The organism is Methylobacterium sp. TK31 (assembly GCF_055361545.1).
The window spans coordinates 3282362-3307550 of record NZ_CM143964.1 but is presented as its reverse complement, the minus strand read 5'-3'; the positions used below and the strand labels follow the sequence as shown (position 1 = coordinate 3307550).

Here is a 25189-nt window from a genome sequence, read left to right as displayed (position 1 = left end):
GGGTCCGTGCGGCATCGCCCCCCGGTTGGCAGACGGTCAAGGCGGCATAGCTAAGGGGGCGCTGCAGCAACCGGATGTTCTCATGTTTCTCGATTGGCTCGAGCGCCGGATCGACACCTTCGCGCCGTTCGACGACGGCCGCATGCCGCCGAAATCGGTGCTCGGCTTCGCGGGCTTCTACCTGCGGCCGATCCGCGGCGCCCTGGCGATCCTGTTCGTGGTGGCGGTGCTGGCCGGGTCGGTGGAGGCCTCGCTCTACCTGCTGATGGGCTGGTTCATCGACCTCCTGAACAAGGCCGACCGCGCCACCCTGTGGCAGGAGCACGGCACCGGCCTGATGCTGGCGGCCGGCCTCCTCCTCGTGGTGCGCCCGATCACGATCTGGCTGCACGAGATCCTGTCGAACCAGCTCATCGTGCCCCAGGCGACGAACCAGATCCGCTGGCGCACGCACCTCTACACCCTCGGCCACTCGCTCTCGTACTTCCAGGCCGACTTCGCCGGGCGCCTCGCCAACCGGGTGGTGCAGGTCGGCCCGGCGGTGCGCGAGCTCGCCGTCGTGTTCATCGACACCCTGCTCTACGTCGCGATCTACGCGGTGACGGCGGTCGGCCTGTTCGGCTCGATCTCCCTGTGGCTCGCCCTGCCGGTGGTGCTGTGGATCGCGGCCTACGCGGCCCTGACGCGCTGGTTCGTGCCCCGGGCCCGGTCCCGCTCGCTGCTCACCGCCGACACGCGCTCGGCCCTGATCGGGCGCATCGTCGACAGCTACACCAACATCCTGACCGTGAAGCTCTTCGCCCGCGACCGCGAGGAGCGCGCGGCGGTGCGCGACGCCGTCGACGTGCACACCAAGGCCTACCTGCACCAGTTCCGGCTGGTGAGCAGCACCACGACCCTGCTCGGCCTCCTCAACAGCCTGCTGATCCTGGCGACCGCCAGCGTCTGCGTGATCCTGTGGCAGCGCGGCGGCATGACCACCGGCGAGGCCTCGGCCGGCCTCGCCCTGGTCCTGCGCCTGATGGCGATGTCGGGCTGGGTGATGCAGACCGTGCGGGGCATCTTCGAGAATGTCGGCGTGATCCAGGAGAGCATGCAGACGATCGCCCGTCCGCACGCCATCACCGACCGGCCCGATGCCGCGACCCTGGCGGTCTCGGGCGGCGACATCCGCTTTGAGAACGTCAGCTTCCACTACGGCCGCGACGACGCCGCCATCATCGAGGACCTGAGCCTACGCATCCGCCCGGGTGAGAAGGTCGGCCTCGTCGGCGTCAGCGGCGCCGGCAAGACCACGATCACCGCGCTGCTCCTGCGCCTGCACGACCTGGAGAGCGGCCGCATCCTCGTGGACGGCCAGGACATCGCCGGGGTGTCGCAGGGGTCGCTGCGCAGCGCCATCGCCATGGTGACCCAGGACACCTCGCTGCTGCACCGCTCGATCCGCGACAACATCGCGTATGGCCGCCCCGACGCCACCCAGGCCGAGGTGGAGCGCGCCGCCCGCCTCGCCCAGGCCGACACCTTCATCCGCGACCTCGTCGACCACAAGGGCCGCACCGGCTACGACGCCCAGGTGGGCGAGCGCGGCGTGAAGCTCTCGGGCGGGCAGCGCCAGCGCATCGCCATCGCGCGGGTCATCCTCAAGGACGCCCCGATCCTCATCCTCGACGAGGCGACCTCGGCCCTCGACAGCCAAGTCGAGGCGGCGATCCAGGAAAGCCTCGACACGCTGATGGAGGGCAAGACGGTGCTGGCCATCGCCCACCGCCTCTCGACCATCGCGGCCCTCGACCGCCTGATCGTGCTCGATGCCGGCCGGGTCATCGAGGAGGGCACCCATGCGGAGCTGGTCGCGCGCGGCGGCCTCTATGCCCGGCTGTGGGAGCGCCAGTCCGGCGGCTTCCTCGCCGACGGCCTCGTCGCCGAGCCCTACGAGGCGGCCGCCGAATAGGCGGCCGGCCCGCCCATATGGGAGGCGGCGACGCCCCGGGAGGCGTCCGGTTCCGGGACATCCGTGCTGCACCGCACATGCGGCGGGCCGCGGCTGCCAGTGCATTGGGCAGGAGCGGTCCGCCGAACCGCGGCGAAGCGCTGGAAACCACAGCGTCAAGAGGGGGTTAGGGCAAAAATGCGCAGAGGTTAATCAACCACTGCCCGTTTCATGTCCATCCTGCATACCAGACCGGCCGCATCACCGCTCGTGCTGCACCGCGGCGAGGCCTACATCAGGGCCATGGCGACGGGGCGACAGGCTCCGCTGCACGAACCGTTTCGGACCTCATTCCCATGGTACATTCGATCATCAACCACATCCGGTCCTCCTGGAAGGAGAACGCCTCGGCCCGCGAGATCGCGGACCTGACCGACCGGCAGTTCGCCGATATCGGCGGCGACCGCCTCGACAGCCGTCTCCTGGCCAAGGCCCGCCGCCACCGGGCGCGCGAGACCGTGCAGTTCCACAAGTCGGTGGGCGTGTTCTCCTACCCGACCGCCTGAGCCTCAGAACCGACCCGTTCTTCCGGCCGGGCCCGGAGACCGTCACCCGACGGTCTCCGGGCCCGGCGCCGTTTCGGGGCAGGCCCGTGGCGGCGCGGAGTAGTTACTTCGTGCACGGCTAAGTATTGCCAAGGTGATCCGCCCGCGGCTGTCCTGCGGCGACGATACCCTCCTCTCGGACTCGCCCGACGGATTCTGTGATGGATCAACGCATCCCGGGCTGCTAGGCGCCTCGGATCGCGCAGATGTCGGGGCCGGGCAGGCGCTCCGGCAGGGAAGGGCATGTCATGCACATCGTGATGGTTGGCTCCGGCTATGTCGGCCTCGTCTCGGGCACCTGCCTGGCGGATTTCGGCCACCAGGTGATCTGCGTCGACAACGATGCCGGCAAGATCGACCTCCTGAATGCCGGGCGCATGCCGATCTACGAGCCGGGGCTGGAGGCCCTGGTGGCGGAGAACGTCCGCCACGGGCGGCTGAGCTTCTCCACCGACCTCGCCGGCGCCGTCGCCGACGCGGAGGCGGTGTTCATCGCGGTCGGCACCCCGTCGCGGCGCGGCGACGGCTTCGCCGACCTGTCCTACGTCCATGCCGCGGCCCGCGAGATCGCCCACGCCCTGAACGGCTTCACCGTGGTGGTGACGAAATCCACCGTCCCGGTCGGGACCGGCGACGAGGTCGAGCGCATCATCCGCGAGGCCCGGCCCGACGCCGAGGTGGCGGTGGTGTCGAACCCGGAATTCCTGCGCGAGGGCGCCGCGATCGAGGACTTCAAGCGGCCCGACCGCATCGTCATCGGGTCCGACAGCGAGCGCGGGTCCGCCGTGATGGGCGAGGTCTACCGGCCGCTCTACCTCAACCAGGCGCCGATCCTCTACACCGACCGGCGCACCGCGGAGCTGACGAAGTACGCCGCCAACGCCTTCCTCGCCACCAAGATCACCTTCATCAACGAGATCGCCGACCTCTGCGAGCAGGTCGGCGCCAACGTGCAGCAGGTCGCCCGCGGCATCGGCCTCGACAACCGCATCGGCTCGAAGTTCCTGCATGCCGGCCCGGGCTACGGCGGCTCGTGCTTTCCCAAGGACACCGTGGCCCTGGTCAAGACCGCCCAGGATGCCGGCACCCCGATCCGCCTCGTCGAGACGGTGGTCTCGGTCAACGACCAGCGCAAGCGCGCCATGGCCCGCAAGGTGATCCAGGCCTGCGGCGGCTCGGTGCGGGGCAAGACCATCGCGATCCTCGGCCTCACCTTCAAGCCGAATACCGACGACATGCGCGACGCGCCCTCGCTCTCGATCATCACCGGCCTGCAGGACGGCGGCGCCGTGGTCCGCGCCTACGACCCGGAGGGCATGGAGGCGGCCCGCGCGCTCCTGTCGAACGTGACCTATGCGGGGGATGCCTACGAATGCGCCGCCGGGGCCGACGCGGTGGTGATCGTCACCGAGTGGAACGCCTTCCGGGCCCTCGATTTCGCCCGGCTGCGCACCACGATGACCGCCCCGGTGCTGGTGGACCTGCGCAACGTCTACAAGGCCGAGGACGTGCGCCGGCGCGGCTTCCGCTACACAGGCGTCGGCCAAGCCCCCAGCCGGGACGAGCATCTCGAACAGGAAGCCCTCCGGGCTCCCGGCGGCGACGCCCCGCGGCACGGTTAGGTCCGGACCCGGCATGCGTTACGGCGAGGCGAAGACGGTCCTGGTTACCGGCGGGGCCGGCTTCCTGGGCTCCCATCTCTGCGAGCGGCTGCTGGCGCAGGGCCACGACGTGCTCTGCGTCGACAACCTCTTCACCGGGTCGCGCCGCAACATCGCGGCGCTGCTGGACAATCCGCGCTTCGAGTTCATGCGCCACGACGTGACGTTCCCGCTCTACGTCGAGGTCGACGAGATCTACAATCTCGCCTGCCCGGCCTCGCCGGTGCATTACCAGTTCGATCCGGTGCAGACGGCCAAGACCAGTGTCATCGGGGCGATCAACATGCTCGGCCTCGCCAAGCGCCTGAAGATCCCGATCTTCCAGGCCTCGACCAGCGAGGTCTACGGCGACCCTGAGGTGCATCCGCAGCCGGAGGATTACTGGGGCCGGGTCAACCCGATCGGCTACCGCTCCTGCTACGACGAGGGCAAGCGCTGCGCCGAGACGCTGTTCTTCGACTACCACCGCCAGCACGCCGTCGCGATCAAGGTCGCGCGCATCTTCAACACCTACGGCCCGCGCATGCACCCCGACGACGGCCGGGTGGTGTCGAACATCGTGGTCCAGGCCCTGCGCAACGCGGACATCACCCTCTACGGCGACGGCTCGCAGACCCGGGCCTTCTGCTACGTGGACGACCTCGTCGACGGCGTCCTGCGCCTGATGCGGACCGGGCCCGAGGTCACCGGCCCGATCAATCTCGGCAATCCGGGCGAGTTCTCGATCCGCGAGCTCGCCGACCTCGTGATCGAGCTGACGGGCTCGCGCTCGCGCATCGTCGCCCGCCCGCTGCCCCCCGACGATCCGCGCCAGCGCCGGCCCGACATCGCCCGGGCCCGGGCCCTGCTCGACTGGGCGCCGACGGTCCCGCTCCGCGAAGGCCTGATGCACACCATCGGGTATTTCGACCGTCTCCTCGGGGCGGACGCCCCGGCCTGACCGGAGGCCGCCGCGACGGCGCGCGGGTCATCGAGGGGGGTGTCGCCCGCGTGGCGCCGCCCGGGCGTCACGCCGGCGGGGTTCGGGCCGAGCGCCGCCGCAGGATCAGGTGCGTGGCCGAGACTGCGTGCCCGATGGTGATGACGAGGGCGGCGCCGGTGATACCGCCCCAGGCGATCAGCGGAACCATGATCGCCAGCGAGACCACGAGGCTGACCACGAAGGCGCGGAAGACCGGGCCGGTGTCCTGGGTCGCGCGGAAGTACTGGGTCGCCATATCGCGCAGGAAGATGCAGGCGACCGCCAGAGCCAGGATGCGCACGCTCACGGCGTAATCCGCGAAGGCCGGACCGAACACCAGGGTGAGCCAGGTCCCGGCCGGCAGGGCGATGGCCAGGAGCAGCAGCCCGACCAGCGGCCCGAGGACCAGCGTCGCCCGGGCGAGATAGGCGCGCAGGCCCCGGTCGCCGCCGGCCTCGCGCGCCTGCGCCGCCGCCGTGGGCAGGATGTTCTCGGTGGCGGTCAGGAGGATGATGACGAAGCCGACGAGGTACTGCGCCGCGCGCAGGCCGCCGATCGCCTCGTCGCCGAGCATGATCCCGGCGAGGATCCAGGCCATCTGCTCCTGCCCGAAGGTCACGAAGACCAGGGGGAACATCCAGCGGCCGATGCCCCAGTGCCGGCGCAGCACGGGCCTCAGGCGCAGCGAGCGCCGGGGGGCGCGCCAGATGCCCCAGGCGAGGGGGGCGGCGGTGACGAAGGCGGTGCCCGCCAGAAGGGCGGTGACGAGCGCCGCGTCGAGGACGAGGCCCGACCACCAGGCCAGGGCGAGCGCCAGGGGGAACGCGACGGCCCGGGCCGTGTCCATCGCCACCGCGACGAGGCCGCGCCCGCGGGCGAACAGCGTCCGGCGCACGGTGAGCTGGAGGTTCTGCGCCAGCGTCAGGCCGGCGCCGGCGGCGACCACGCCGACCGCCACGGCCTGATGGCGCAGGGCGAAGATGGCGACGAGGGCCAGGGCGACCCCGGCCGCGGCCAGGAGGGCGGCCAGGACGGCGGCGGCCAGGATCGTGGCGTCGTAGGTCGGGGCGGAGCGGCGGCCCCGCGCCGCCAGCGTCATCATCGGCGCCGTCACCAGGGCGTTGTGCAGCCCCTGCGCGAAGGCCGTCACGATCAGGATCAGGACGAAGAGGCCGAATTCCTCGATGCCGACCAGCCGCGCGGTGGCGATGCCGCTGAGGAAGCCGAAGCCGCTGACCATGGCCTGGTCGAGCAGCGAGGCCAGGGCCGGGCGCCGCACGAAGCGCCGCGCGCGGGCGGCGAGCCCGGTCTCGTCGTCGAGCGTCGGCATGACGGGGGCGTGCGGGACCATCGGCCTTCCGGGGGGCTGTCGGTCAGCGATAGGACAGGAACGCCGCCGCCGCGTCCCGCAGGCGCGGCGTGCGGCCGTAGATCCAGCGCGGGCCGCTCAGGGCCGGCCTCTTGCTCAGGCCGTGCTTGAACTCGAACACCCCACGGTTGCTCGCGGGATCGATGCCCCCGAAATCGAAGGTCCGGCGTCCCTCCGCGCAGGCCTGCTCGACGAAGCGCCAGACCGCCAGGGTCGGGGCGGCGCAGGCCCGGGCCCGGTCGTTGGAGGCGGTGTAGAAGTCGGTGAAGCGCTGGCCCGAGACGTGGGCGATGCGGACCAGCACGCGCTCGCCGTTCTCGCGCACCTCGAGGATGCGGTGGTGGGGGTCGCGCGCGACGAGGTCGCGGAAATGCGCGCCGTTCAGGCTGTCGCGGAAGCCCTTCTGGGCCTGGAGCGCCCCGTACATCTCCCAGAACGCGTCGAAGGCGGCGAGGCGCTCGTCGAGGTCGGTGAGGAAGCGGGTGGTCAGGTCCGGGTTGCGCTCGGCCTTGCGCAGGGCCTTGCGCCAGCGCTGGTCCATCGCCTGCAGGATCGGCTCGGTGCCGCCCGTCAGGTCGAGTTCCAGGGTGAAGTACTTGGCCGATTGCGCCGGCACGAAGCCGTGCCCCAGCAGGGCGAGCAGCATCGCGTCGGACTGGAAATGCTCGAAGCTCACCGCCAGGAGGTCGAGCCGGCCGAGCGCGAGATGCTCCAGCAGGAGGGCGACCACCGCCTCGGCGTGCTTCTCGCCCTTCTCGGTGAGGAGCGGGCAGCCCTGGAGCAGGACGAAGCGCACGAAGCCGCGCCGCTTCACCTGGACCTGGATCAGCCCCAGCGGCGCCTCGCTGGCATCGCGCACGATGAGGCGGGTCACGTCCCAGCCGACCTTCGCCTTGTAGGTGCCCCACATCCAGGACGCGAAGACGTTGCCGCGGGGCAGCGACCAGATCGCCTCGTCCCAGACGGCCGAGTCCTCGCAGGGACGGATGGTCAGCGCCGCGCTCATCGGACCTTCATGCCCCGTCTCATCTCTCGATCCATGTTCTCTCGATCCATGCCGCCTCTCACGGTCGTCCGTGGCGGCCGATGCGCCGTCTTACGGGCAAACGCCTTGCATCCCCGTCTGCGGCGGGCTCTTCTCCCGGCAAGACTGTGAAGATCCTTAATTTAACGCTGTTGGCGATTGTCGAGCGGCCGATCCGTCCGCCGGGTGCTGATCTGTCCGCGACCTGCTAAGACCGGGCCATGCCCAGGACTTTCGAACAGGTCATCCGCGACACGCCCGTCCTGCGCGAGGCGGCCCTGCGCCTGCGGGCCCTGTCCCGGTCGATGGCGGCGGCGCCGCCCGGGCTCTACACCCTCTGCTACCACCACGTCGCCCCGGCGCAGCAGGCGCGTTTCGAGCGCCAGCTGCGCTTCCTCGGCCGCCACGGCACGTTCGTCACGGCCGACCGGGCCGCCGACCTCGTGACACGCGGCGCCCTCGACCAGGGCCGGTATTTCCTCGTCAGCTTCGACGACGGCTATACCGACAACCACGCCGTGGCGTTGCCGGTGCTGCGCCGGCTGGCCGTCCCGGCGATCCTGTTCCTCGTCAGCGACTGGGTCGACGCCCCGCCCGGCGGGGACCGGGCCGGCTACATGGACCGTGCCGCCGTGGCCGACTGGCTCGCGGCCGGCCTCGACGTCGGTTCGCACTCGGCGACCCACCGCAATCTCGGGCGCCTGACCGCGGCGGAGGTCGGCGAGGAACTGACCCGCTCGCGCCGGGACCTCGAGGCGATGACCGGCCGCCCGGTTCGGGACTTCGCCTGCCCCTGGGGCGTCGCCGGCACCGATTTCGACCCGGCGCGCGACACCGCGCTCGCCCGGGACGCCGGCTACCGCAGCTTCCACACCACCCGCCGCGGCGTCGCCCGCGGCCCGGACGACCGCATGCTGATGCCGCGCCACGTGCTCGAGCCGGACTGGGGCCTCTACCAGATCGACGCCCTCGTGGGCGGCCGGGGCCGGGCGCGCGCCGTCTGATGAGCCGGCCCGCCAGCCGCCCCGCGCCGGGGCGCCGCGACGGCCCCGTCGTGATCGCGATCGGCGCCCGGGCGCCCTACATGCACCGGCTCTACGAGCGCCTCGGCGCCCTGCTCGACCGGCCGCTCCACGTCCTCGCCTGCAGCGCCCGCGAGGCCGCCCGGCAATGGGAGATGCCCGAGCCGGAGGCCTACCGCTTCGCGGTGGTGCCGGGCCTGCGCCGCTACCGCAGCGCGGTGAGCAACCTCTACGTCAACCCCGCCATCGTGCCGCGCCTCGTGGCTTTGCGTCCGAGCGTCCTCGTCGTCAACGACTTCGCCCCCACCATGCTGATGGCCGCCGCCGCGGCGCGGGCCCTCGGCGTGCCCTACGGCCTGCGCACGGACGGCGTGCCCGAGACCGATCCGGGCCGGCGCTCGCGGCCGCACCGGGCCATGCGGCGCCTGCTGGTGCCGGGCGCGCGCTTCGGCTTCGGGGCGAGCGCGGGCAGCCTCGCCCTGCTCGAAGGCTACGGCCTGCCCCCCGACCGCCTCGCCCTGGCCCCGCTGTTTCCCGCCTGGGACCCCGGCCCGGCGGCGGCGACGCCGGACGCGGACCGCCCCTACGACCTCCTGTTCTGCGGCATCCTCAACGAGGAGGTGAAGGGCGCGCGCTTCTTCACCGACGTGGTCCTGGCCTGCCGGGACCGCGGCCGGCCGCTGCGGGTCCGGGTCGCGGGCGACGGCCCCCTGCGCGCCGAGATGGAGGCGCGCCTCGCGGCGGCCGGGATCGCGGCGCGCTTCGACGGCTTCGTGCAGCAGGGGGATCTCGGCGCGGTCTACGCCTCGGCGCGGCTGCTCCTGTTCCCGAGCCGGGGCGACGTCTGGGGCATCGTCCTGCAGGAGGCCCTGCAGAGCGGGGCGTCCGTGCTCGCCTCGCCGCATTCCGGCGCGGCGCGGGAGCTGGTCGAGCCCTGGGCGTGCGGCCATGTCCGGCCGATGAGCGTCGAGGGCTGGGCCGAGGAGGCGCTGGCGCTCCTCGACGATCCGGCCCTGCGCGCTGCCCTGCAGGCGCGGGCCGCCCCGGCCCTGGCGCGGTTCTCCCTCGAGACGGCGACGCGGGCCTATCTCGACGCCCTCGCGCCCTTTCTCGGCTGAGGGCTGCCCGAGCCTCAGACCGACCGGACCCCGTCCGGCGGCGCCGCCCGCTTGGCCCGGCGGGCGCGGTCAAAGGCCACGATGGCGAGGAAGCGCGGCACCACCTGGGCGTAGCGGGCGCGCAGGCGCCGGGGCTCCTGGATCAGGCGGAACAGCCATTCCAGCCCGCACCGGGTCATCATCCGGGGCGCGCGCGGGATCGCGCCGATATTGACGTCGAAGGCCGCCCCGACCCCCATGGCGACCACCCCCGGCAGGAACGGGGTGTGGGCCTGCATGAAGAGCTCCTGCTTGGGCGTACTCAGGCCGATCCACAGGATCTGGGTGCCGTTGGCGCGCAGGCGCCCGTAGAGGTCCTGCGCCTCCGGCTCGGTCAGGGGCCGGTAGGGCAGGGTCTCGGCGCCGGCCACCGCCAGGCCCGGCGCGCGCCGGGCCATCTCGGCGGCGAGCCGCTCGGCCACGCCCGGTCCGCCGCCGAGGAAGAAGTGGCGCCAGCCCGCCTCGAGGCCGGCCCGGCACACCGCCTCGACCGATTCGATGCCCGGCACCTGCGCGATCGCCCTGTGGCCGCGCAGGCGCCCGACCCAGGCCAGCGGGCGCCCGTCGGCGCAGACCAGGAGGGCCGCGTCGTGGGCCGCGCGCACCTCCGGCTCGTCCTGGGCCCGGACGATGCCGTGCGCATCGCGGAAGACCACGAAGGTGCCGGGGGCGGGCGCGCGCCGGCTCAGGCGCCGCCGCAGCGCGGCGACGAGCCCGCCCATGTCCGTGATCGAGACCGGGACGCCGCCCAGGAGGAAGTGCGGAACATCCGGATCGTGGCCCCAAGCGCGCGCAGGCATGTCTCTGTCCGGAGTGAGGGGGCGCGTCATGCGGCGGCCCGGGCTGTGTCGGTGGAACGGGAGGCGATGGCTTCGCGGTAGATCGCGAGGGCGCGCGCGGTGACGGCGGCCTCGGTCCAGTCGCGCTCGTAGGCGCGCCGGGCCCGGTCCCCCATCGCCCGCGCGGCGTCGGGGTCGTCGACGATCCGGTCGAGGGCGGCGGCCAGCGCGGCGGGATCGCGCGGCGGCACCAGGAGGCCGGTGCCGCCGTCGGCGACGAGGTCGGCCAGCGCGCCGATGCGCGAGGCGACGACGGGGGTGCCGAGGCTGTAGGCCTCGGCGATCACCATGGGCAGGCCCTCGTACCAGTGCGAGGGCACCACCAGGGCGGCGGCCCGCGCCATCGCGGCCTGCACGGCCTCGCGGTCCTGGGGGCCGAGGACGGTGAGGCCGGGCGCGGCCCGCAGGGCCTCCGCCTCGGGGCCTTCGCCGATCACCGTGATCGGCGCGCGGCTCAGGCGCGCGGCCGCGATCAGGGTGCCGATGCCCTTCTCGGGCACGAGCCGCCCGACGAACAGGATGCCGGCCCGCGGCGCCCGCGTGTCGAGGCCCGGATCGGCGAGACCGTTGGGCTTGATGCGGATGCGGTCGTCCGGCAGCCCGGCGGCGAGGAAGCGGTCGCGGGCGAAGGGCGTCAGGGCGATGAAGCGGTCGACGTCCCGCCGCCAGGTGCCGGCCCGCCGGTGCACGTCGATCATTCGCGCCACCGCCAGCGATCCCAGACGGGAGCCGCGATAGCAGGCGTGCCGGACCGCCCGATAGGGGGAGCCGTCCACGCAATCCTCACAAGGTCGAGACTCGCGCATGAGGATGCCGTTGGCGCAGGTCACGCGAAAGTTGTGCAGGGTCTGCACGGTGGCAACCCCTTCGGCCCGCACCGCGGCGTGCATCCCCGGCGAGACCTGCGGGAACACGTTGTGGGCGTGGACCACGTCGGGGCGAAGGGCGCGCACCGCCGCCACCACGGCGGCGATCCCGCGCGGGGCGTGCGGCGCCTCCCAGGCCGTGCGCAGGCGGTCCCAGCCGGTGCGGATGGCGGCATTGTCGAAGAACAGGGTCTCGACGGTCTGCCCGGCGCGGCGCAGGCTCGCCACCTCCTGGGCCACCACCGAATCCTCGCCGCCGCGGACCTGGTAGCGGTTGTGCACCACGAGGATGCGCAGGGGCGCGGGCTCGCGCGCGGCGACGACGTCGGGCACGGCTGCGACGTCGCGCACGGCCGGCGCGGACAGCCCGCGCTCCGGGCGGCTTCGTGCGATTTCTGGATCCATCATCGCGACATGCCATGCCCGGTGCGGTGGCAGCGGCGCTGCCGGCGAAGCGGACGGCGAACCTGAGGCAGTCGCCGATCCTTTGCAAGATTAATCGCGCCAGCTTTAAGAATTGTCACCGGGTGTCGATGTTCTCGCCGCACCGCCGTTCACCTTTGTCTTACCACGTCGAATTTTCGGGCCGCCGTACGAACCGAGATCAAGATTCGGTCGGCGGAGAGACTCGGGACGGCGCGCGGGTCGGGGCCGGGAGCAAGGACAGGGATACGTCAGTCAAGATGAACGACGGCCTCCCGCGTCCGTCCGTCTGTTGTCGGCCAACGCCGGCCCGGCGACGTCGTTCGCCGCCGGGCCGGCGACATCAATTTATGGTTGACGATCGCCTTCCGGAGGGCGGCCGGCGGTGATCGGCGGCCTCCGGGCGTGGCCATGCGGAGGTCGCATGCCTGGGCCGTCATCCACCGGGAACGGCCCCGCGACGGCGTCACGGCAGGAACATGGGCCGAAGCCTGTCGTTATTGGCCAGACTGATCGCGCAGGGGACGCCCGCCGCCGCCTGCCCGAGATCACGTTCAGCCGAAATCGGAAGGCTCGGCGCTGCGACCGCCCCCCGGGTGCGGGTCGCGCGGCACGCCCTCCACGAGACTCGAAGGACGATCCGAATGGCCGATAAGACACAAGCCGGAAACCAGCGTCTCCACGAGACCCAGAACGGCACCAAGTCCAACGCGAAGAAGGTTTCGATCGACGTGCTGAACGCGCGCCTGTCGGACGGGATCGATCTCGCCCTCGACGTGAAGCAGGCTCACTGGAACCTGAAGGGACCGCAGTTCATCGGCATTCACGAGATGCTCGACGGCTTCCGGACCGAGCTCGACGACTACAACGACAAGGTCGCCGAGCGCATCACCCAGCTCGGCGGCACCGCCCGCGGCACCGCCCAGGCGGTGGCCTCGGCCTCGCAGCTGAAGGCCTACCCGCTCGACGCCTACGCCATCGCCGACCACCTGGCTGCCCTGATCGACCGCTACGGCGTCTACGCCAACGCGGTGCGCCAGAACATCGACGACACCGACGAGGCGGGCGATGCCGGCACCGCCGATCTCCTCACCGAGGTCTCGCGCGGCGTCGACAAGCAGCTCTGGTTCCTCGAGGCCCACGTGCAGGAGCCGACGGGCGCCATGCGCGACGGCGACCACGCCGGCCAGCGCTGAGCGTTTTTCACGGGATGTGAGTGAAGGGGGACGCCGCGAGGCGTCCCCTTTTTCGTGGGCCGGTCGCCGCGGACGGGAGCCCCCGACCGCATCCCCCGGTCCGGGATCACGGCGAACCCGCGCGGGCGGCCCGCGCTGACCCGGGGCGGCACACCGGGCTCCGGCCAATCCCGTGCCGCCCGGGCTTGCGCGGAGCGTCCGCCGTCACGACCCTCCTGCGATCGTGGCCGTCCGCGCCTCGGTCTCCAGGCACTCCCGCTCCAGGCACTCTCGCTCCAGGCACTCTCGCTCCAGGCACTCCCGCTCCAGGGACTTCCGCTCCAGAAACTCCCGCGCGATGTCCGAAAACTCCGGCGTGCGCAGGTAGCCGTAGGATTTGTGGTGGTTCGCCTCGCCCGTCGGGCGGCGGTAGTCGTTCACCACCCGGTGATCCGCGACCGCGACGCCGGACTCGCTCGGCCCGTAATCCTCCGCCAGGGTGCCCGTGAGGGTGACGATGTCGTTGCCGTCGGCGAGATTGGTCCAGCGGTCGAGGTTGGCCGGGACCCGGGTCTCGCCGAACTCGTCGGCGATCTTCATCTTCACCTTGGCGAGGCCGAGGGGGGAGCCGACGGTGACGAGATGGTCGACCCGCAGGTCCGGCCGCTCCCGCTCCAGGAGCCGCAGCACGTCGTAGGCGATCACCGAGCCCATGGAATGGGCGACCAGCAGGATGCGGTGGTCGTGGAACTCGGCCAGCCGCTCGCTCAGGCGGGTCCGGACCTCGGCCGCGAAGGCGCGCTCGCCGTGATAGTGCCAGAGGTCGTCGAAGCGGTGTTCGAGGATGACGTCGTCGACGAGGGTGATCCCGGTGGCCTCCTCGATGCGGTCGATCCCGGCATACAGGGTGGCGAGAAGGTCCTGCCCGGTCAGGCCCGGGGCCTCGGCCTCGGTGGGGAGGGGGCCCGCCTCCGCCTGCGGCCGGTAGGGCTCGGCGATGGCGTCGCTGGCGAGCGGCGCCTCGTAGCGCAGGTCGGCCCAGTACACGAAGGCGAAGCGGAAGGCGGCGTCGAGGCCGGCATTGCGCGACAGCCCCTCGGCGATGGCGTCCCGCCACCAGCGCGTCTTCTCATCGACCGGCGGCTTGTTGGCCAAGCCGTGGATGCCGATGATGACGCTGGGCCGTTCCATGATGTCCGAAGGTTCCCTGTCGCCCGGGCCGGGTGATCGCACGTCTTCTTGCCAAGGGGCTGCCGCAAGTCTTCACCCACCGCGAGTCTTAACCCACCGCGCGTCTTCACTTACCGCAAGTCTTGGCTTGCCACGGGTACCGGCTGCAAGTCTTCACCGCGACACGATTTCGGCAAGATAGGGCCGCGCGCGCGACGGGCGACCGGACGAATGGTCGCCCGGGGACGATGCCGCTCAGCCGGCATCTTCCCAGTAGCCCCGGACATCGGCCGCGGTGGCGGTGAGGTGGACGTGCTCGTCCACGCGCTCGACCCAGGACAGCGGCAGCAGGTGGTGGCGGCCATGGGCGGCGGGGTCCGACCGCGTCAGCTTGATCAGGGTGTCGCCCTCCATGTGGTCGACGGTCCCGACATGCAGCCCGTCCGACGAGCGCACTTCCATGTGCGCCCGGATGTCCTGCGCGGAGATCCCCTGCGCCGTGACGCCTTCCTGGGTGACGCCTGCCTCTGTGACGCCTGGCTCTGCGGCGCCCTGCGCCGTGCTGTCCGATGGCTCTGCCATGTGCCTGTTTCGCTCCGCGACCTTTCCAGCACAACGACCCGGCGCTGCCGTGGTTCGCGCCGGGGGCGCTTCGCCACGGGGCCTCAGGCGGGCCGGGGTCCGAAGCCGATATCGGCGGCCACCCCCCGGAGCCGCTCCGGCGCGGGCTCCTCCACCCGCTCCTTGCGCTCCGAATAGCGGTCGACGAGGTAGTCGGCCCGCTCGCGGGTCAGCAGCGTGAACTTCACCAGTTCCTCGCAGACATCGACCACCCGGTCGTAGAGCGGCCCCGGCTTCATCCGGCCGGCCTCGTCGAACTCCCTGTAGGCCATCGGCACCGAGGACTGGTTGGGGATGGTGATCATCCGCATCCAGCGCCCGAGTACGCGCAGGCCGTTGACCGCGTTGAAAGATTGCGAGCCGCCGGAGACCTGCATCACCGCGAGCGTCCGCCCCTGCGTCGGGCGCACCGAGCCCTCCGAGAGCGGCAGCCAGTCGATCTGCGCCTTCATCACCCCGGTCATGGCCCCGTGGCGCTCGGGACTGACCCAGACCTGGCCCTCGGACCAGACCGAGAGGGCGCGCAACTCCCGCACCTTGGGATGGTCGGCGGGGGCGTCGTCCGGCAACGGCAGGCCGTGGGCGTCGTAGATCCGCACCTCGCCCCCCATCGCCTCCAGGAGGCGCGCGGCCTCGTAGGCCAGGAAGCGGCTGAACGAGCGCTCGCGCAGGGAGCCGTAGAGGACGAGGAAGCGCGGGGCGTGCGCGAAGGTCCGGGCGAGGCCGAGATCCCCGGCTTCCGGCACGGCGAAGTGCGGGGCGCTCAGCGCCGGCAGCCCGTCGGCGAAGGGCTGTGCCGGCTGTGTGCGAACGGTCTCGTCGGAGGGAAGCGTCTTGTCCAAGGCGCGCGGGTCCTCTACTGTTCAATGATGTTTGAAGCATTGACATCATGATGGACGAGGGGCAAGCCGTCGCCGCCTTCGCGGCCCTCGGCCAGGCGCACCGCCTGCGCATCGTGCGCCGTCTCGTCACCGCCGGGCCCGAGGGCATGCCGGCGGGGCTCCTCGCCGAGGCGGTCGGGGTCTCGGCCACCAACCTGTCGTTCCACCTGAAGGAACTCAGCCATGCCGGGCTCGTCGCCGCCCGGCGCGACGGCCGCTCGATCCGCTACAGCGCCGCCTATCCGGACCTGTCGGCCCTGATCCAGTTCCTGATGCGCGATTGCTGCCAGGGCCGGCCGGAGGTCTGCGCCCCCGCCGTCGCCGCCCTGTCGGCCTGCTGCCCGGAGAGCGCCTGATGGAGCGTACCCGATGGACGTCGTGATCTACCACAACCCGGATTGCGGCACCTCCCGCAACGTGCTCGGCCTCATCCGCAACGCCGGCATCGAGCCGCACGTGGTCCCCTACCTCACGGCGCCGCCCACCGGGGCGCTGCTGCGCCGCCTCGCCGGGCGGGCGGGCCTCACGATCCGCGACCTCCTGCGCGAGAAGGGCACCCCTTACGCCGAACTCGGCCTCGACGACCCGGCCCTCTCCGACGACCGGCTCCTCGACGCCATCGCGGCCCACCCGATCCTCCTCAACCGTCCCCTGGTGGCGAGCCCCCTCGGTGTCGCCCTGTGCCGGCCCTCCGAGACCGTGCTCGCCCTGCTGCCGCCCCAGCAGGGGGCCTTCGCCAAGGAGGACGGCGCCCCCGTCGTCGACGCGCGGGGACGGCCCGTTCCGGGCCCCTGACCGCCGGGATCGAGATCTCGCAAGGTCTCGCGCCACGACAATCCATCCGGACAAGACGAACCGATGCTCGCCCTCGCCATCTTCGCCGTCACCCTGACCCTCGTCATCTGGCAGCCGCGGGGCCTCGGGATCGGGTGGAGCGCGCTCGCGGGCGCCGCCGTGGCGCTGGCCTGCGGGGTGATCCAGCCCGGCGACATCCCGGTGGTCTGGCATATCGTCTGGGACGCCACCTTCACCTTCGTGGCGCTGATCGTGATCTCGCTCGTCCTCGACGAGGCCGGCTTCTTCCACTGGGCCGCCCTGCACGTCGCCCGCTGGGGCGGCGGACGCGGCCGCCGGCTGTTCCCGCTGGTGGTCCTGCTGGGGGCCGCCATCGCGGCCGTCTTCGCCAATGACGGCGCCGCCCTGCTGCTCACGCCGATCGTGCTGGCGATCCTGCTCCGGCTGGAGTTCCGGCCGGCGGCGGCGCTGGCCTTCATCGTCGCCTGCGGGTTCGTCGCGGATTCGACCAGCCTGCCCCTGGTGATCTCGAACCTCGTCAACATCGTTTCGGCGAATGCCTTCGGGATTTCCTTCGGCCGCTACGCCGCCGTGATGGGGCCGGTGAACCTCGTCTCGCTCGCCGCGACCCTCGCGGTGCTGTGGCTGTTCTACCGGCGCGACCTCGACGCGACCTATGCCGTATACCGACTGGACTCCCCGGGCGGCGCCATCCGCGATGCCGGGGTCTTCCGCGCGGCCTTTCCGCTCCTCGCCGTGCTGCTCGCTGCCTACTTCGTCACCGCCCCGTTCGGCGTCCCGGTCTCCGCCGTCACCGGCGCCGGCGCCCTTCTGCTGCTCGCCGTCGCCGGCCGCGGCGGGGTGATCCCGCTCCGCAAGGTCCTGGCCGGGGCCCCCTGGCAGATCGTGCTGTTCAGCCTCGGGATGTACCTCGTGGTCTACGGCCTGAAGAATGCCGGGCTCACCGAACTCCTCGCCCGGGGCCTCGTCCGCCTCGCCGATGCGGGACCGGTCGCCGCCACCCTCGGGACGGGCGTCGCCGCCGCCCTGCTGTCCTCCGTGATGAACAACATGCCGAGCGTCCTGGTGGGCGCCCTCTCGATCCAGCAGGCCCCCGGCCTGTCGCCCCTGATCCGCGAATTGATGATCTACGCCAACGTGATAGGCTGCGATCTCGGCCCGAAACTGACCCCGATCGGCAGCCTCGCGACGCTGCTCTGGCTGCACGTCCTCGCCGCCAAGGGCCAGCGCATCACCTGGGGCCAGTACCTGAGGGTCGGTCTCGTCCTGACCCCGCCGGTGCTGCTGGCGGCCCTCCTCGCCCTGGCGATCTGGCTCCCGCTCCTCGGCACGCCCTAGGCATTGCTGGCGCGGCGGCCGCCCGTCCGGTCCGGTAAATCGCCGCCCGATCAACAATCGTGAATGCGCGATCCGGGGCGATGCCCGAACCTGCCCGCTCACCGCGGGCTCTGAGGGTGGCGCATGAGGGCGGCATGGGAGGAGGGGCTTGCCGCCGTCGAGCGGATCATCGCCACGGCCGAGCAGCGTCGGGTCGAGCAGATGATCCACATCGCCGTCCTGCTCGCGGAGGAGCGGGATGCCGCCGAGACGCAGGAGGAACTCCGTCGGACGGAGCGGCTCCTGAAGATCATGCGCACCCAGCGCAGCCTCCTGATCGGCGCCCATTCCGGGCCTCGCTCCGAAGGGTGGAGCGTCGATCCGGCCATCGCCGCCGCCGCGCAGTCCGGTCCGCCGGCGCCCGATTTCGCACCCCTGTAGCGTCAACGATCAAGCCGGATCGGGAAGCTGAGGTCGGTCGTCCCGGCGGGCGTCAGCAGGGGCGTGGGCGGCGGTCCGAAGGGCCCGGCTGCCCTGACCAGGCTTCGGGCGCGCTCGTCGAGCGCGGCCACGCCGGAACTGCGCTCGATCTCCACCCGGTTGACGAAGCCGTCCGCCGCGATCTGGACCCGGACCACGACGGTCCCGGCCCCGCTCCGCCGACCCGGGACCGGTCGCCCCCGATCGGCGGCATCGATCTTCGCGATGACGTTCGAGACCCAGGCCTGCACCTCGGGAGCGGTCCGCTCGCGGGCCAGCGTCGCCGAAGCGACCAGCAGGGCCGCGCCGAAGCCGATCGAGCGGGCGAGCGGGCGCAGTTTCATCACGATCCTCCCGGAACGCAGGCGAAGAAGGACGGTCCGGTGCCCCGTGGGCGCCCCCGGGCCGGCGGGAGAGCTCCGGCGCACCGGGCGGAAAGCCGAACGGCGCAGGGCCTGTGGGCCGCTGCGCCGCTGGTTCTGGCCGCCGAGGGGGCGATGGCGGCCGCTCTCTTGATGCACCCGTGCCGAGGGCCCGGATGTGCGCCCGGGCACCGCGAAGGCGCCCGCGCAGGAAGGAGCTGTCGCTTCCCCGTCACGCCCCGGCGGGTTTGATCGGGCCGCTCCGTGTCAGGCGTGGCGAGCGGTAGTTCAGCGCGCCGTGCTCCGCACTGGAATGGCGGACCTTCGACGGGCGGCCCTCGAGGCGCATCCGTCGATCGGCCTCCGCCCAGGAGGGAAGCCCCGCCTCGGACTCGGTCCAGTGAACGACGGAGGCCTCGTCGCACCAGTGGATCAGCCGGGGCATGGCCTGACGATGGGCGTCGTTCGTCATGTAGTGGCGCATGGCCGCCTCGTCGTCCCAGGCCGTCATGGTCCAGAACGCCCAATCGTGGTCGGCCAGCACCGCCCCTTCGCGGAACCCCGGCGCGTGCCGGACCTGCTTCCGGGAGCGCAGAGTGTGCACGGCAAAGCCCGGCAGGAAGCGCAGGGAGCGGATCCGAAGGCGTGTGATGCTGATGAAGGGCACGTCGCGCCTGCTCTCCGAGATCATCGACGAGTCGGTCCGGCGCACAGGATAGGGCATCGCGAGTTCGGACGGGAGCCGGCCGAATCCGTTTCGTACGGCTGATGCCGGATCCGCCTTGATACGATTATCCCGAGCGGAACGTGGCACGATTAAATGTTCGAACGGTGCAGACGTGCCAAACGGCACTGCGGTCTGACTTAGGTGAGCCTAGGTCAAGGTCACTCAACAAGTCACGGCCAGCCGCCCTTCGACGGAGACCGCGCAAACCTGATTGGATTGTGCTATGAACACGCGTCTTGTTTCAACTGTTGCTGCTGTCATCCTGAGTGTCGCTGCCGCATCGTCGCCCGCCTTGGACCAGAGCTACACCGCGCCCGCCGGCATCTCTGCGGTCGTTGCGCCCGGCGGGCACGAGGTCCGCGCCGAAGACGAGATCACCACTGGGTCCATCGGCTACGGCCGCCGCCCCTCCTCCGCTCAGGAGGGAAATGCCGAGCAGAACAGCTTCCCGGTCTGGCAGTATGGTCGTACCTCCGGAGGGACGGCCCGTTAGGGCGCGGTTCGTCAGATCGAAAATATCGGGCGGCGGGGCGAAAGCTCCGCCGTCGTCGTTTCCGGCGTCCCGCGCACCCGCCGGGCTTCAGCGACGGTTTTTGCCTGGGCGAGCGGACCGCGACATCGCCGGGAGGGGGCAGAATGCCGGCGGCCTCCCTATCTATCCGGCATCGCCATCGGGCTTCGAGCTGGAGTGAACCATGAGCCAAGAACGCGCAGTCCTCGCAGGCGGCTGCTTCTGGGGGATGCAGGACCTGATCCGGCGCCAGGAGGGCGTCGTGTCGACCCGTGTCGGCTACACGGGCGGAGACGTTCCGAATGCCACCTATCGAAACCACGGCACCCATGCGGAGGCTATCGAGATCATCTACGATCCGGAGCGCACCAGTTTCCGCCGTGTGCTGGAATTCTTTTTCCAGATCCATGATCCGACTACGCCCAACCGGCAGGGCAACGACCGCGGTCTGAGCTATCGCTCGGCGATCTATTACACCGACGATACCCAGCGGCAGGTCGCCGAAGAGACGATCGCGGACGTGAATGCGTCCGGCCTCTGGCCCGGCAAGGCGGTGACGGAGCTGGCCCCGGTCGGCCCGTTTTGGGAGGCCGAGCCGGAGCATCAGGACTATCTGGAGCGTCGCCCGGACGGCTACACGTGCCACTTCATCCGTCCGAACTGGCGCCTTCCCGTCCGCACGACGGTGGCTCAGGACGCCTGATCGGTCGCTCTCTCGCCCCGACCCAGGGGCGGGAGATCGATCCTGCAACGCTGAATCGGACGAGGGCGGACTTTAACGCAAGGTCTCGGACTCGCCCGGCTTCAGCGGGCGCTCCTGCCCACCCGGACCACCCAGCGACACGTGGGAATTCAAGCGGCCCAGATGGTCGAACACGTGCTCGAACGCGCGCGTGACCGCTTCCTCGAAGGACCCGTCGCCTTTGCCCATCGCATTTTTGAGGCCGGCAATCAGGTCGCGGTGCGTTTCGGTATCGCTCGACATGGACATTCCTCGCGGCTCGGCCTGATTGCCGACACGGAACACCAAGTCCCCGTTCAGACCGATGTTCCGGCGCCGGCCCGGAGCAGGGTTTGGGGTTCGGCGGGGACCAAATCCTTGCCATCGCAGCGGAAATACTCTCGCCCGCGCATTTTGTCCCGAGAACGTCACTTCCCCAGAGCACGCGCACGTGCGGGCTGCCGACGCAGCGACCTACGGATGAGCGTTCGGAAAAGGAACGATGGTGCCGCAAGAGGGATTCGAACCCCCGACCCCCTCATTACGAATGAGGTGCTCTACCAGCTGAGCTATTGCGGCGCGATTCCGTATCGGGATCTGAAACCCGAGGGGACCGTTCGGGGGAGGGTCATATCGGGCGCCGCGTCGGATGGCAAGCTGGGACCGGTCCCGCGTAGCTCGGAATGCGGCGCGAAAAGCGATGCGCCATGGACACGGTGCCGGCGCATCGCCGCCGCCGAGGGACCGATTGCTTGACGGCCCGGCGGTCGCCCACGAAGGATTCGGGGCATTCCGAGGATTGTCATGTCGCTGCTCGCCCGCCTTCGCGCCTATGCCGCCGAATCCTTTGGTCTCGGGAGCCATGACGCGCCCGCCGAAGAAGCCGACGAGCGCCTCGCAGCCATCGCGCTTCTCGTGCACGTCGCGCGGGCCGACGGTATCCTGGCACCGGAGGAGACAGAGCGCCTCGGCCGCCTCGTCGAGGGGCGTTTCGCCCAGAGCCGGGTCGAGGCGGAGGCCCTGATCGCCCGCGCCGCCGCGTTCGACGCGCAGACCCGCGACATGTCGCAGCTCGTCGAGTTGATCGGTTACGAGGTCGGCCTGGACCGGCGTGCGCGACTCCTCGCCATGGCGTGGTCCGTGGCCGGGGCCGACGGCAGCGTCCACGAGTTCGAGGAAGCCCTGGTCGAGCGCCTCGGCGGTCTTCTCGGACTCGACGAGGCCGCCATCGGCGAGGCCCGGCGCAGCGCAGCCGAGGGACAGGCCTCCCTCGGCTGAGCGCGCCGCCCGGATGATCCTCAGTCTCACCCTGATCCTTTTGGCGCAGCTCATTGGCGAAGCCCTCGCACGAGCGGCAGACCTGCCGGTGCCTGGGCCGCTGATCGGCTTGGCGCTGCTGCTGCTGTTCCTCGTCTTGCGGGATGCCGCGCCTCGGCTGGCTCCCCGGGTGCTGGCGGCCCCCCTGGTGGACGGACGCCTGGAAGCCACCGGCAAGGGCCTGCTCGCCAACCTTTCGCTGATGTTCGTCCCGGCTGGCGCGGGGATCGTCGGGCGCCTCGATGTGCTCGCCGTGCATGGCGTCGCCCTGGCCCTGGTGGTGCTGGTCTCGACCGTCGCAACCCTCGCCGCCACGGCGCTGACCTTCGTGGCCGTGTCGCGTTGGCTCGCCAAACCGAAGGCGCGGCCATGACCGGAGATTTCGCCGTCTGGGTCTATCTCTCGCGGACGCCGCTGCTGTGGCTGACCGTGACGCTTCTGGCCTACGTGGTTGCCGACAGGATCGCCCAGGCCACCCGTCGCCATCCCCTGGCGAACCCGGTGCTCATCGCCATCGCGCTCACCGCCGCCGTGCTGGAGCTCACCAGGACCCCCTACGCCACCTATTTCGAGGGTGCCCAGTTCGTGCACTTCCTGCTCGGACCGGCCACCGTCGCCCTGGCGATTCCCCTGTACGAATATCGCGCCACGGTGCTGCGCTCCCTGGCGCCGATGCTGGCAGCACTCGCGGTCGGCTCGGTGGTGGCGCTCGCCTCGGCCCTCCTGCTGGGGCGGGCCTTCGGCATCCCACGCGACGTCATCATCTCCCTGGCGCCGAAATCCGTGACCACCGGCGTCGCCATGGGCATCGCCCAGACCCTCGGCGGCGACCCGACGCTCGCCGCGGTCATCGTCATGCTCACCGGAATGACCGGCGGTATCCTCGTCACGCCCCTCATGAACGCCCTCCGCATCCGGGACATGCGGGCGCGGGGCTTTGCCGCCGGGCTCGCAGCGCACGGCGTCGGCACCGCGCGTGCCTTCCAGGTGAACGAGGTGGCGGGCGCCTTCGCGGGCATCGCTCTCGGCTTCAACGCCTTCCTCACCGCGATCCTGGCTCCGATCGCGGTGACGTTTCTGCGCTGAGCGTTACTCCGCGGCGACCGGCGAAGGCACTTCCCGGGGCACGAACCGTCCATCATTGGCCGGCTGCATGTCGAGGCGCCGGTCGTGGAGATCGTGCAGCGTCGAGCGGTGCCCGATGGAGACGATGGTGGTGCCGGGCAGGCGCTCGCGCAGCATCCGGTAGATCGCGGCTTCGCTCGGCTCGTCGAGGGCGGCGGTGGACTCGTCGAGGAACAGCCAATCGGGCTTGGCTAGGACCGCACGGGCCACGGCGAGGCGCTGCTGTTCGCCGCCGGAGAGACGCTGATCCCAGGCATCCACTTCGTCGAGGCGATCGACCAGCGCCGGCAGTTGGGCGGCCACCAGAGCATCGCGGATCGCCTCGTCCGGGAACATGTCGGTGGTGTTCGGATAGACGACGGCACCCCGCAAGGTGCCGAGCGGGATGTAGGGCCGTTGCGGCAGCACGAGAGCCGATTGCCCCTTGGGCAGGTCGATCCGTCCCTTGGCGAAGGGCCAGATGCCCGCGATGGCGCGGAACAGGGTGGACTTGCCCGAGCCCGAGGGACCGGTGAGCAGCGTCGTGCCGCCCTTCGCGATGGTAAGGTCGTCGGCGGACACGATCTCGCGTCCGTCGGGCAGGGCGAGGCTCAGCTGCGAGGCGGTGACGTCGCCCTTGGTGTCGTTGCCCTGGAACAGGCCTTCGCCGGTCCCGCCGATCGCCTCGGCCTTGGTCATTGCCAGCTTGAACGAGGAGAGACGGTTCGTGTTGGCGCGGTAGGCCGCGATGGTGACGTAGGAATTGATGAAGAACGACAGCGACGACTGCACGCTGCTGAAGGCGTCGCCGGTCTGCTGGAACTGCCCGAGGGTGATCTTCTTCAGGAAGTAGGACGGGGCGGCGAGGATATAGGGAAACACCACGCTGATCTGGCTGTAGGACAGCGTGAAGCTGCCGAGCTTGATCCGCCGCACGATGATGTCGAGGTAATTGTCGACGATGGCGTGAAACAGGCTGCCGAGGCGTACCGTCTCGGCGCGCTCACCGCGCAGGAGCGCGATCTGCTCCCCGTAGATGCGGGTACGGGCCAGGGAGAAGCGGAAATCCGCCTCCACTTTTTCCTGACGGAAGTCGAGCCCGATGAGCGGGCGGCCGATGACATGCGTGAGCCAGGTGCCGACCACGGCGTAGCCGACCACCAGCCAGACCAGGAAGCCAGGCACCACCGTATCGGTGAAGGGGAGCACGAAGTCGCGCGACAAACCCCACAGGATGACCATGAATGAGACCAGGGTCGCGGCCTGCGACAGGAGCCGGATCGACAGGGTGGTGGTCTGCGAGATGAAGAGGTTGATGTCGCTTTGGATGCGCTGATCCGGGTTGTCGGCGCTCTCCCCGGTGAACGGAACCCGGTAATGGGTCCCGGCATCCAGCCATCGGCCGTAGAAGCTGCGCGTCAACCAGGTGCGCCAGCGGATGTGCAGGGTGGCATCGACGAAGGTATCGAACATGCCGACCACCACCCAGACGGTGGCGAGTGGTGCGAACACCCAGACGAGCTGGTACCAGAAGGCGTCGGCGTTGTATTCCTGCAAGGCGTTGAACAGGTCACGGAACCAGAAGTTCAGGCGCAGCTGCAGGGCGACCTGCGCGAAGGTGATGAAGATCGACAGGGCGACCAGGCGCTGGCCGACCTTGCCTTCGGTGTTGCCGAAGAGGCGGAAGGGGCCGATCTCGCGGGTCGGCTTGTCGGTCGTGGCGAAGTAGGGGTCCGCGATCAGCGTGATCGCCCGGATCGGCTCGAGATACGAGATCGCCAGGACGATGCCGGCGAATACCACGGCACCGGTGGCGGCGAAGCTCGGCGGCAGCAGGGCGGCCAGCGTCGGCGGTAGGAAGCCCATGGCCGCCAGCTGCTTGGCCCCGGCCAGGAACAGGTAGCCGATCCCGTAGACCGAGACGAAGACCTTCAGGTAGGACGAGAGCCGACCCGACGCGAGCAGGATGCCCGCCATGGCGAGGCCGCTGAGGCTGACGTAGATGGGCGCGGAGACGCCGGGCAGTAGGAGAAGCGCGAGGGCGAAGAGCGCCGTGATGGCGGCTTGCAGGCCGAGGCCTGTCCTCAATACGGCCACGCGCGTCTCCCCATCCCTTGAAATCGTCGG

At 70.8% G+C, this 25189-nt stretch carries 27 protein-coding genes and 1 tRNA gene; 16 read left to right on the top strand and 12 right to left on the bottom strand.

Annotated features, from left to right (window positions below; genetic code table 11):
- Window positions 1-82 precede the first annotated feature (82 nt).
- From ACXJY8_RS15360 to ACXJY8_RS15345, 4 genes are all read left to right on the top strand, one after another.
- Window positions 83-1954: an ABC transporter ATP-binding protein gene (locus tag ACXJY8_RS15360; protein WP_463770324.1), complete on the top strand. Its 1872-nt coding sequence runs from the start codon at window positions 83-85 to the stop codon at window positions 1952-1954.
- A gap of 335 nt (window positions 1955-2289) precedes the next feature.
- Window positions 2290-2499, top strand: a complete 210-nt coding sequence (locus tag ACXJY8_RS15355) for a hypothetical protein (protein ID WP_463770322.1) — start codon at window positions 2290-2292, stop codon at window positions 2497-2499.
- A 287-nt stretch (window positions 2500-2786) separates the two neighbouring features.
- Window positions 2787-4160 carry a UDP-glucose dehydrogenase family protein gene (locus tag ACXJY8_RS15350; RefSeq protein WP_463770320.1) on the top strand — a complete coding sequence of 458 codons (1374 nt, stop codon included), beginning with the start codon at window positions 2787-2789 and terminating at the stop codon, window positions 4158-4160.
- Window positions 4161-4173: 13 nt separating this feature from the next.
- Window positions 4174-5139, top strand: coding sequence for a UDP-glucuronic acid decarboxylase family protein (locus tag ACXJY8_RS15345; protein ID WP_463770318.1), 966 nt, complete (start codon window positions 4174-4176; stop codon window positions 5137-5139).
- Between the two features lie 67 nt (window positions 5140-5206).
- Here the strand turns inward: ACXJY8_RS15345 and ACXJY8_RS15340 are convergent, their stop codons facing one another.
- A complete protein-coding gene (locus ACXJY8_RS15340) occupies window positions 5207-6511 on the bottom strand; it encodes a lipopolysaccharide biosynthesis protein (protein WP_463770316.1) in 1305 nt (434 codons plus the stop codon).
- 22 nt (window positions 6512-6533) lie between these two features.
- Window positions 6534-7535, bottom strand: coding sequence for a lipid II:glycine glycyltransferase FemX (locus ACXJY8_RS15335; protein ID WP_463770314.1), 1002 nt, complete (start codon window positions 7533-7535; stop codon window positions 6534-6536).
- Between the two features lie 239 nt (window positions 7536-7774).
- Between ACXJY8_RS15335 and ACXJY8_RS15330 the strand changes: the two genes are divergently transcribed.
- Both ACXJY8_RS15330 and ACXJY8_RS15325 read left to right on the top strand, forming a co-directional pair.
- A complete protein-coding gene (locus ACXJY8_RS15330) occupies window positions 7775-8557 on the top strand; it encodes a polysaccharide deacetylase family protein (RefSeq protein WP_463770312.1) in 783 nt (260 codons plus the stop codon).
- The gene (locus ACXJY8_RS15325; RefSeq protein ID WP_463770310.1) at window positions 8557-9693 is read left to right on the top strand and encodes a glycosyltransferase family 4 protein; all 1137 of its coding nucleotides are present in this window, start codon (window positions 8557-8559) and stop codon (window positions 9691-9693) included. Before ACXJY8_RS15330 ends, ACXJY8_RS15325 begins: the two co-directional genes overlap by 1 nt.
- 14 nt (window positions 9694-9707) lie before the next feature.
- On the opposite strand, the gene ACXJY8_RS15320 is transcribed toward ACXJY8_RS15325, so the two are convergent.
- On the bottom strand, window positions 9708-10532 hold the full coding sequence (locus ACXJY8_RS15320; protein WP_463770308.1) for a WecB/TagA/CpsF family glycosyltransferase: 825 nt from the start codon (window positions 10530-10532) through the stop codon (window positions 9708-9710).
- A 26-nt stretch (window positions 10533-10558) separates the two neighbouring features.
- The gene (locus ACXJY8_RS15315) at window positions 10559-11845 is read right to left on the bottom strand and encodes a glycosyltransferase family 4 protein (protein WP_463770306.1); all 1287 of its coding nucleotides are present in this window, start codon (window positions 11843-11845) and stop codon (window positions 10559-10561) included.
- 659 nt (window positions 11846-12504) lie between these two features.
- Between ACXJY8_RS15315 and dps the strand changes: the two genes are divergently transcribed.
- Window positions 12505-13056, top strand: a complete 552-nt coding sequence (gene dps / locus ACXJY8_RS15310; RefSeq protein WP_463770304.1) for a DNA starvation/stationary phase protection protein Dps — start codon at window positions 12505-12507, stop codon at window positions 13054-13056.
- Window positions 13057-13260: 204 nt separating this feature from the next.
- On the opposite strand, the gene ACXJY8_RS15305 is transcribed toward dps, so the two are convergent.
- From ACXJY8_RS15305 to arsH, 3 genes are all read right to left on the bottom strand, one after another.
- Window positions 13261-14226, bottom strand: a complete 966-nt coding sequence (locus ACXJY8_RS15305; protein WP_463770302.1) for an esterase/lipase family protein — start codon at window positions 14224-14226, stop codon at window positions 13261-13263.
- A 234-nt stretch (window positions 14227-14460) separates the two neighbouring features.
- The gene (locus ACXJY8_RS15300; RefSeq protein WP_463770300.1) at window positions 14461-14787 is read right to left on the bottom strand and encodes a DUF2171 domain-containing protein; all 327 of its coding nucleotides are present in this window, start codon (window positions 14785-14787) and stop codon (window positions 14461-14463) included.
- Window positions 14788-14870: 83 nt separating this feature from the next.
- Window positions 14871-15668 (bottom strand): arsenical resistance protein ArsH, encoded by a 798-nt coding sequence (gene arsH, locus ACXJY8_RS15295; protein ID WP_463770298.1) that lies wholly within the window; start codon window positions 15666-15668, stop codon window positions 14871-14873.
- A 47-nt stretch (window positions 15669-15715) separates the two neighbouring features.
- Between arsH and ACXJY8_RS15290 the strand changes: the two genes are divergently transcribed.
- The 4 genes from ACXJY8_RS15290 to ACXJY8_RS15275 all read left to right on the top strand — a co-directional run bounded on the left by ACXJY8_RS15290 (window position 15716) and on the right by ACXJY8_RS15275 (window position 18281).
- Window positions 15716-16063 (top strand): ArsR/SmtB family transcription factor, encoded by a 348-nt coding sequence (locus ACXJY8_RS15290; RefSeq protein WP_463770296.1) that lies wholly within the window; start codon window positions 15716-15718, stop codon window positions 16061-16063.
- 13 nt (window positions 16064-16076) lie between these two features.
- Window positions 16077-16502: an arsenate reductase (glutaredoxin) gene (arsC, locus tag ACXJY8_RS15285; RefSeq protein WP_463770294.1), complete on the top strand. Its 426-nt coding sequence runs from the start codon at window positions 16077-16079 to the stop codon at window positions 16500-16502.
- Between the two features lie 63 nt (window positions 16503-16565).
- Window positions 16566-17861 (top strand): arsenic transporter, encoded by a 1296-nt coding sequence (locus ACXJY8_RS15280; protein ID WP_463770292.1) that lies wholly within the window; start codon window positions 16566-16568, stop codon window positions 17859-17861.
- A gap of 123 nt (window positions 17862-17984) precedes the next feature.
- The gene (locus ACXJY8_RS15275; RefSeq protein WP_463770290.1) at window positions 17985-18281 is read left to right on the top strand and encodes a hypothetical protein; all 297 of its coding nucleotides are present in this window, start codon (window positions 17985-17987) and stop codon (window positions 18279-18281) included.
- A 2-nt stretch (window positions 18282-18283) separates the two neighbouring features.
- Here the strand turns inward: ACXJY8_RS15275 and ACXJY8_RS15270 are convergent, their stop codons facing one another.
- A complete protein-coding gene (locus ACXJY8_RS15270) occupies window positions 18284-18664 on the bottom strand; it encodes an energy transducer TonB (protein ID WP_463770288.1) in 381 nt (126 codons plus the stop codon).
- A gap of 250 nt (window positions 18665-18914) precedes the next feature.
- Window positions 18915-19406, bottom strand: coding sequence for an antibiotic biosynthesis monooxygenase (locus ACXJY8_RS15265; protein WP_463770286.1), 492 nt, complete (start codon window positions 19404-19406; stop codon window positions 18915-18917).
- A gap of 226 nt (window positions 19407-19632) precedes the next feature.
- Between ACXJY8_RS15265 and ACXJY8_RS15260 the strand changes: the two genes are divergently transcribed.
- Together ACXJY8_RS15260 and msrA are read left to right on the top strand one after the other, a co-directional pair.
- Window positions 19633-19902, top strand: a complete 270-nt coding sequence (locus ACXJY8_RS15260) for a hypothetical protein (RefSeq protein ID WP_463770284.1) — start codon at window positions 19633-19635, stop codon at window positions 19900-19902.
- A gap of 202 nt (window positions 19903-20104) precedes the next feature.
- Window positions 20105-20623 (top strand): peptide-methionine (S)-S-oxide reductase MsrA, encoded by a 519-nt coding sequence (msrA, locus tag ACXJY8_RS15255; RefSeq protein WP_463770282.1) that lies wholly within the window; start codon window positions 20105-20107, stop codon window positions 20621-20623.
- Between the two features lie 72 nt (window positions 20624-20695).
- On the opposite strand, the gene ACXJY8_RS15250 is transcribed toward msrA, so the two are convergent.
- Together ACXJY8_RS15250 and ACXJY8_RS15245 are read right to left on the bottom strand one after the other, a co-directional pair.
- Entirely contained in the window at window positions 20696-20905 is a 210-nt protein-coding gene (locus tag ACXJY8_RS15250) for a hypothetical protein (RefSeq protein WP_463770280.1), read from the bottom strand.
- A 239-nt stretch (window positions 20906-21144) separates the two neighbouring features.
- Window positions 21145-21220 (bottom strand) — tRNA-Thr (locus ACXJY8_RS15245).
- Window positions 21221-21445: 225 nt separating this feature from the next.
- On the opposite strand from ACXJY8_RS15245, the gene ACXJY8_RS15240 reads away from it, so the two are divergent.
- From ACXJY8_RS15240 to ACXJY8_RS15230, 3 genes are read left to right on the top strand one after another with little or no spacing between them, the layout of a single operon-like run.
- On the top strand, window positions 21446-21919 hold the full coding sequence (locus tag ACXJY8_RS15240) for a tellurite resistance TerB family protein (RefSeq protein ID WP_463770278.1): 474 nt from the start codon (window positions 21446-21448) through the stop codon (window positions 21917-21919).
- Between the two features lie 13 nt (window positions 21920-21932).
- Window positions 21933-22331 (top strand): CidA/LrgA family protein, encoded by a 399-nt coding sequence (locus tag ACXJY8_RS15235; protein ID WP_463770276.1) that lies wholly within the window; start codon window positions 21933-21935, stop codon window positions 22329-22331.
- Window positions 22328-23044 (top strand): LrgB family protein, encoded by a 717-nt coding sequence (locus ACXJY8_RS15230; RefSeq protein WP_463770274.1) that lies wholly within the window; start codon window positions 22328-22330, stop codon window positions 23042-23044. The genes ACXJY8_RS15235 and ACXJY8_RS15230 overlap by 4 nt, the downstream gene beginning before the upstream one ends.
- Window positions 23045-23047: 3 nt before the next feature.
- Here the strand turns inward: ACXJY8_RS15230 and ACXJY8_RS15225 are convergent, their stop codons facing one another.
- Complete coding sequence (locus ACXJY8_RS15225; protein WP_463770272.1) at window positions 23048-25159, bottom strand: ABC transporter ATP-binding protein/permease; 2112 nt, start codon at window positions 25157-25159, stop codon at window positions 23048-23050.
- Window positions 25160-25189: the final 30 nt, after the last annotated feature.

What these genes read in the sequence shown, in the direction of transcription:
- ACXJY8_RS15290 (WP_463770296.1), top strand. Translation starts at nt 15,716, where the DNA reads ATGATGGACGAGGGGCAAGCCGTCGCCGCCTTCGCGGCCCTCGGCCAG.
- ACXJY8_RS15315 (WP_463770306.1), bottom strand. Translation starts at nt 11,845, where the DNA reads ATGATGGATCCAGAAATCGCACGAAGCCGCCCGGAGCGCGGGCTGTCC.
- ACXJY8_RS15230 (WP_463770274.1), top strand. Translation starts at nt 22,328, where the DNA reads ATGACCGGAGATTTCGCCGTCTGGGTCTATCTCTCGCGGACGCCGCTG.
- ACXJY8_RS15335 (WP_463770314.1), bottom strand. Translation starts at nt 7,535, where the DNA reads ATGAGCGCGGCGCTGACCATCCGTCCCTGCGAGGACTCGGCCGTCTGG.
- ACXJY8_RS15280 (WP_463770292.1), top strand. Translation starts at nt 16,566, where the DNA reads ATGCTCGCCCTCGCCATCTTCGCCGTCACCCTGACCCTCGTCATCTGG.
- ACXJY8_RS15270 (WP_463770288.1), bottom strand. Translation starts at nt 18,664, where the DNA reads ATGAAACTGCGCCCGCTCGCCCGCTCGATCGGCTTCGGCGCGGCCCTG.
- ACXJY8_RS15305 (WP_463770302.1), bottom strand. Translation starts at nt 14,226, where the DNA reads ATGGAACGGCCCAGCGTCATCATCGGCATCCACGGCTTGGCCAACAAG.
- ACXJY8_RS15260 (WP_463770284.1), top strand. Translation starts at nt 19,633, where the DNA reads ATGAACACGCGTCTTGTTTCAACTGTTGCTGCTGTCATCCTGAGTGTC.
- ACXJY8_RS15275 (WP_463770290.1), top strand. Translation starts at nt 17,985, where the DNA reads ATGAGGGCGGCATGGGAGGAGGGGCTTGCCGCCGTCGAGCGGATCATC.
- ACXJY8_RS15265 (WP_463770286.1), bottom strand. Translation starts at nt 19,406, where the DNA reads ATGCCCTATCCTGTGCGCCGGACCGACTCGTCGATGATCTCGGAGAGC.
- ACXJY8_RS15345 (WP_463770318.1), top strand. Translation starts at nt 4,174, where the DNA reads ATGCGTTACGGCGAGGCGAAGACGGTCCTGGTTACCGGCGGGGCCGGC.
- ACXJY8_RS15350 (WP_463770320.1), top strand. Translation starts at nt 2,787, where the DNA reads ATGCACATCGTGATGGTTGGCTCCGGCTATGTCGGCCTCGTCTCGGGC.
- ACXJY8_RS15360 (WP_463770324.1), top strand. Translation starts at nt 83, where the DNA reads ATGTTTCTCGATTGGCTCGAGCGCCGGATCGACACCTTCGCGCCGTTC.
- ACXJY8_RS15330 (WP_463770312.1), top strand. Translation starts at nt 7,775, where the DNA reads ATGCCCAGGACTTTCGAACAGGTCATCCGCGACACGCCCGTCCTGCGC.
- ACXJY8_RS15235 (WP_463770276.1), top strand. Translation starts at nt 21,933, where the DNA reads ATGATCCTCAGTCTCACCCTGATCCTTTTGGCGCAGCTCATTGGCGAA.
- ACXJY8_RS15320 (WP_463770308.1), bottom strand. Translation starts at nt 10,532, where the DNA reads ATGCCTGCGCGCGCTTGGGGCCACGATCCGGATGTTCCGCACTTCCTC.
- ACXJY8_RS15355 (WP_463770322.1), top strand. Translation starts at nt 2,290, where the DNA reads ATGGTACATTCGATCATCAACCACATCCGGTCCTCCTGGAAGGAGAAC.
- arsC (WP_463770294.1), top strand. Translation starts at nt 16,077, where the DNA reads ATGGACGTCGTGATCTACCACAACCCGGATTGCGGCACCTCCCGCAAC.
- ACXJY8_RS15325 (WP_463770310.1), top strand. Translation starts at nt 8,557, where the DNA reads ATGAGCCGGCCCGCCAGCCGCCCCGCGCCGGGGCGCCGCGACGGCCCC.
- dps (WP_463770304.1), top strand. Translation starts at nt 12,505, where the DNA reads ATGGCCGATAAGACACAAGCCGGAAACCAGCGTCTCCACGAGACCCAG.
- ACXJY8_RS15250 (WP_463770280.1), bottom strand. Translation starts at nt 20,905, where the DNA reads ATGTCGAGCGATACCGAAACGCACCGCGACCTGATTGCCGGCCTCAAA.
- ACXJY8_RS15340 (WP_463770316.1), bottom strand. Translation starts at nt 6,511, where the DNA reads ATGGTCCCGCACGCCCCCGTCATGCCGACGCTCGACGACGAGACCGGG.
- msrA (WP_463770282.1), top strand. Translation starts at nt 20,105, where the DNA reads ATGAGCCAAGAACGCGCAGTCCTCGCAGGCGGCTGCTTCTGGGGGATG.
- ACXJY8_RS15300 (WP_463770300.1), bottom strand. Translation starts at nt 14,787, where the DNA reads ATGGCAGAGCCATCGGACAGCACGGCGCAGGGCGCCGCAGAGCCAGGC.
- ACXJY8_RS15240 (WP_463770278.1), top strand. Translation starts at nt 21,446, where the DNA reads ATGTCGCTGCTCGCCCGCCTTCGCGCCTATGCCGCCGAATCCTTTGGT.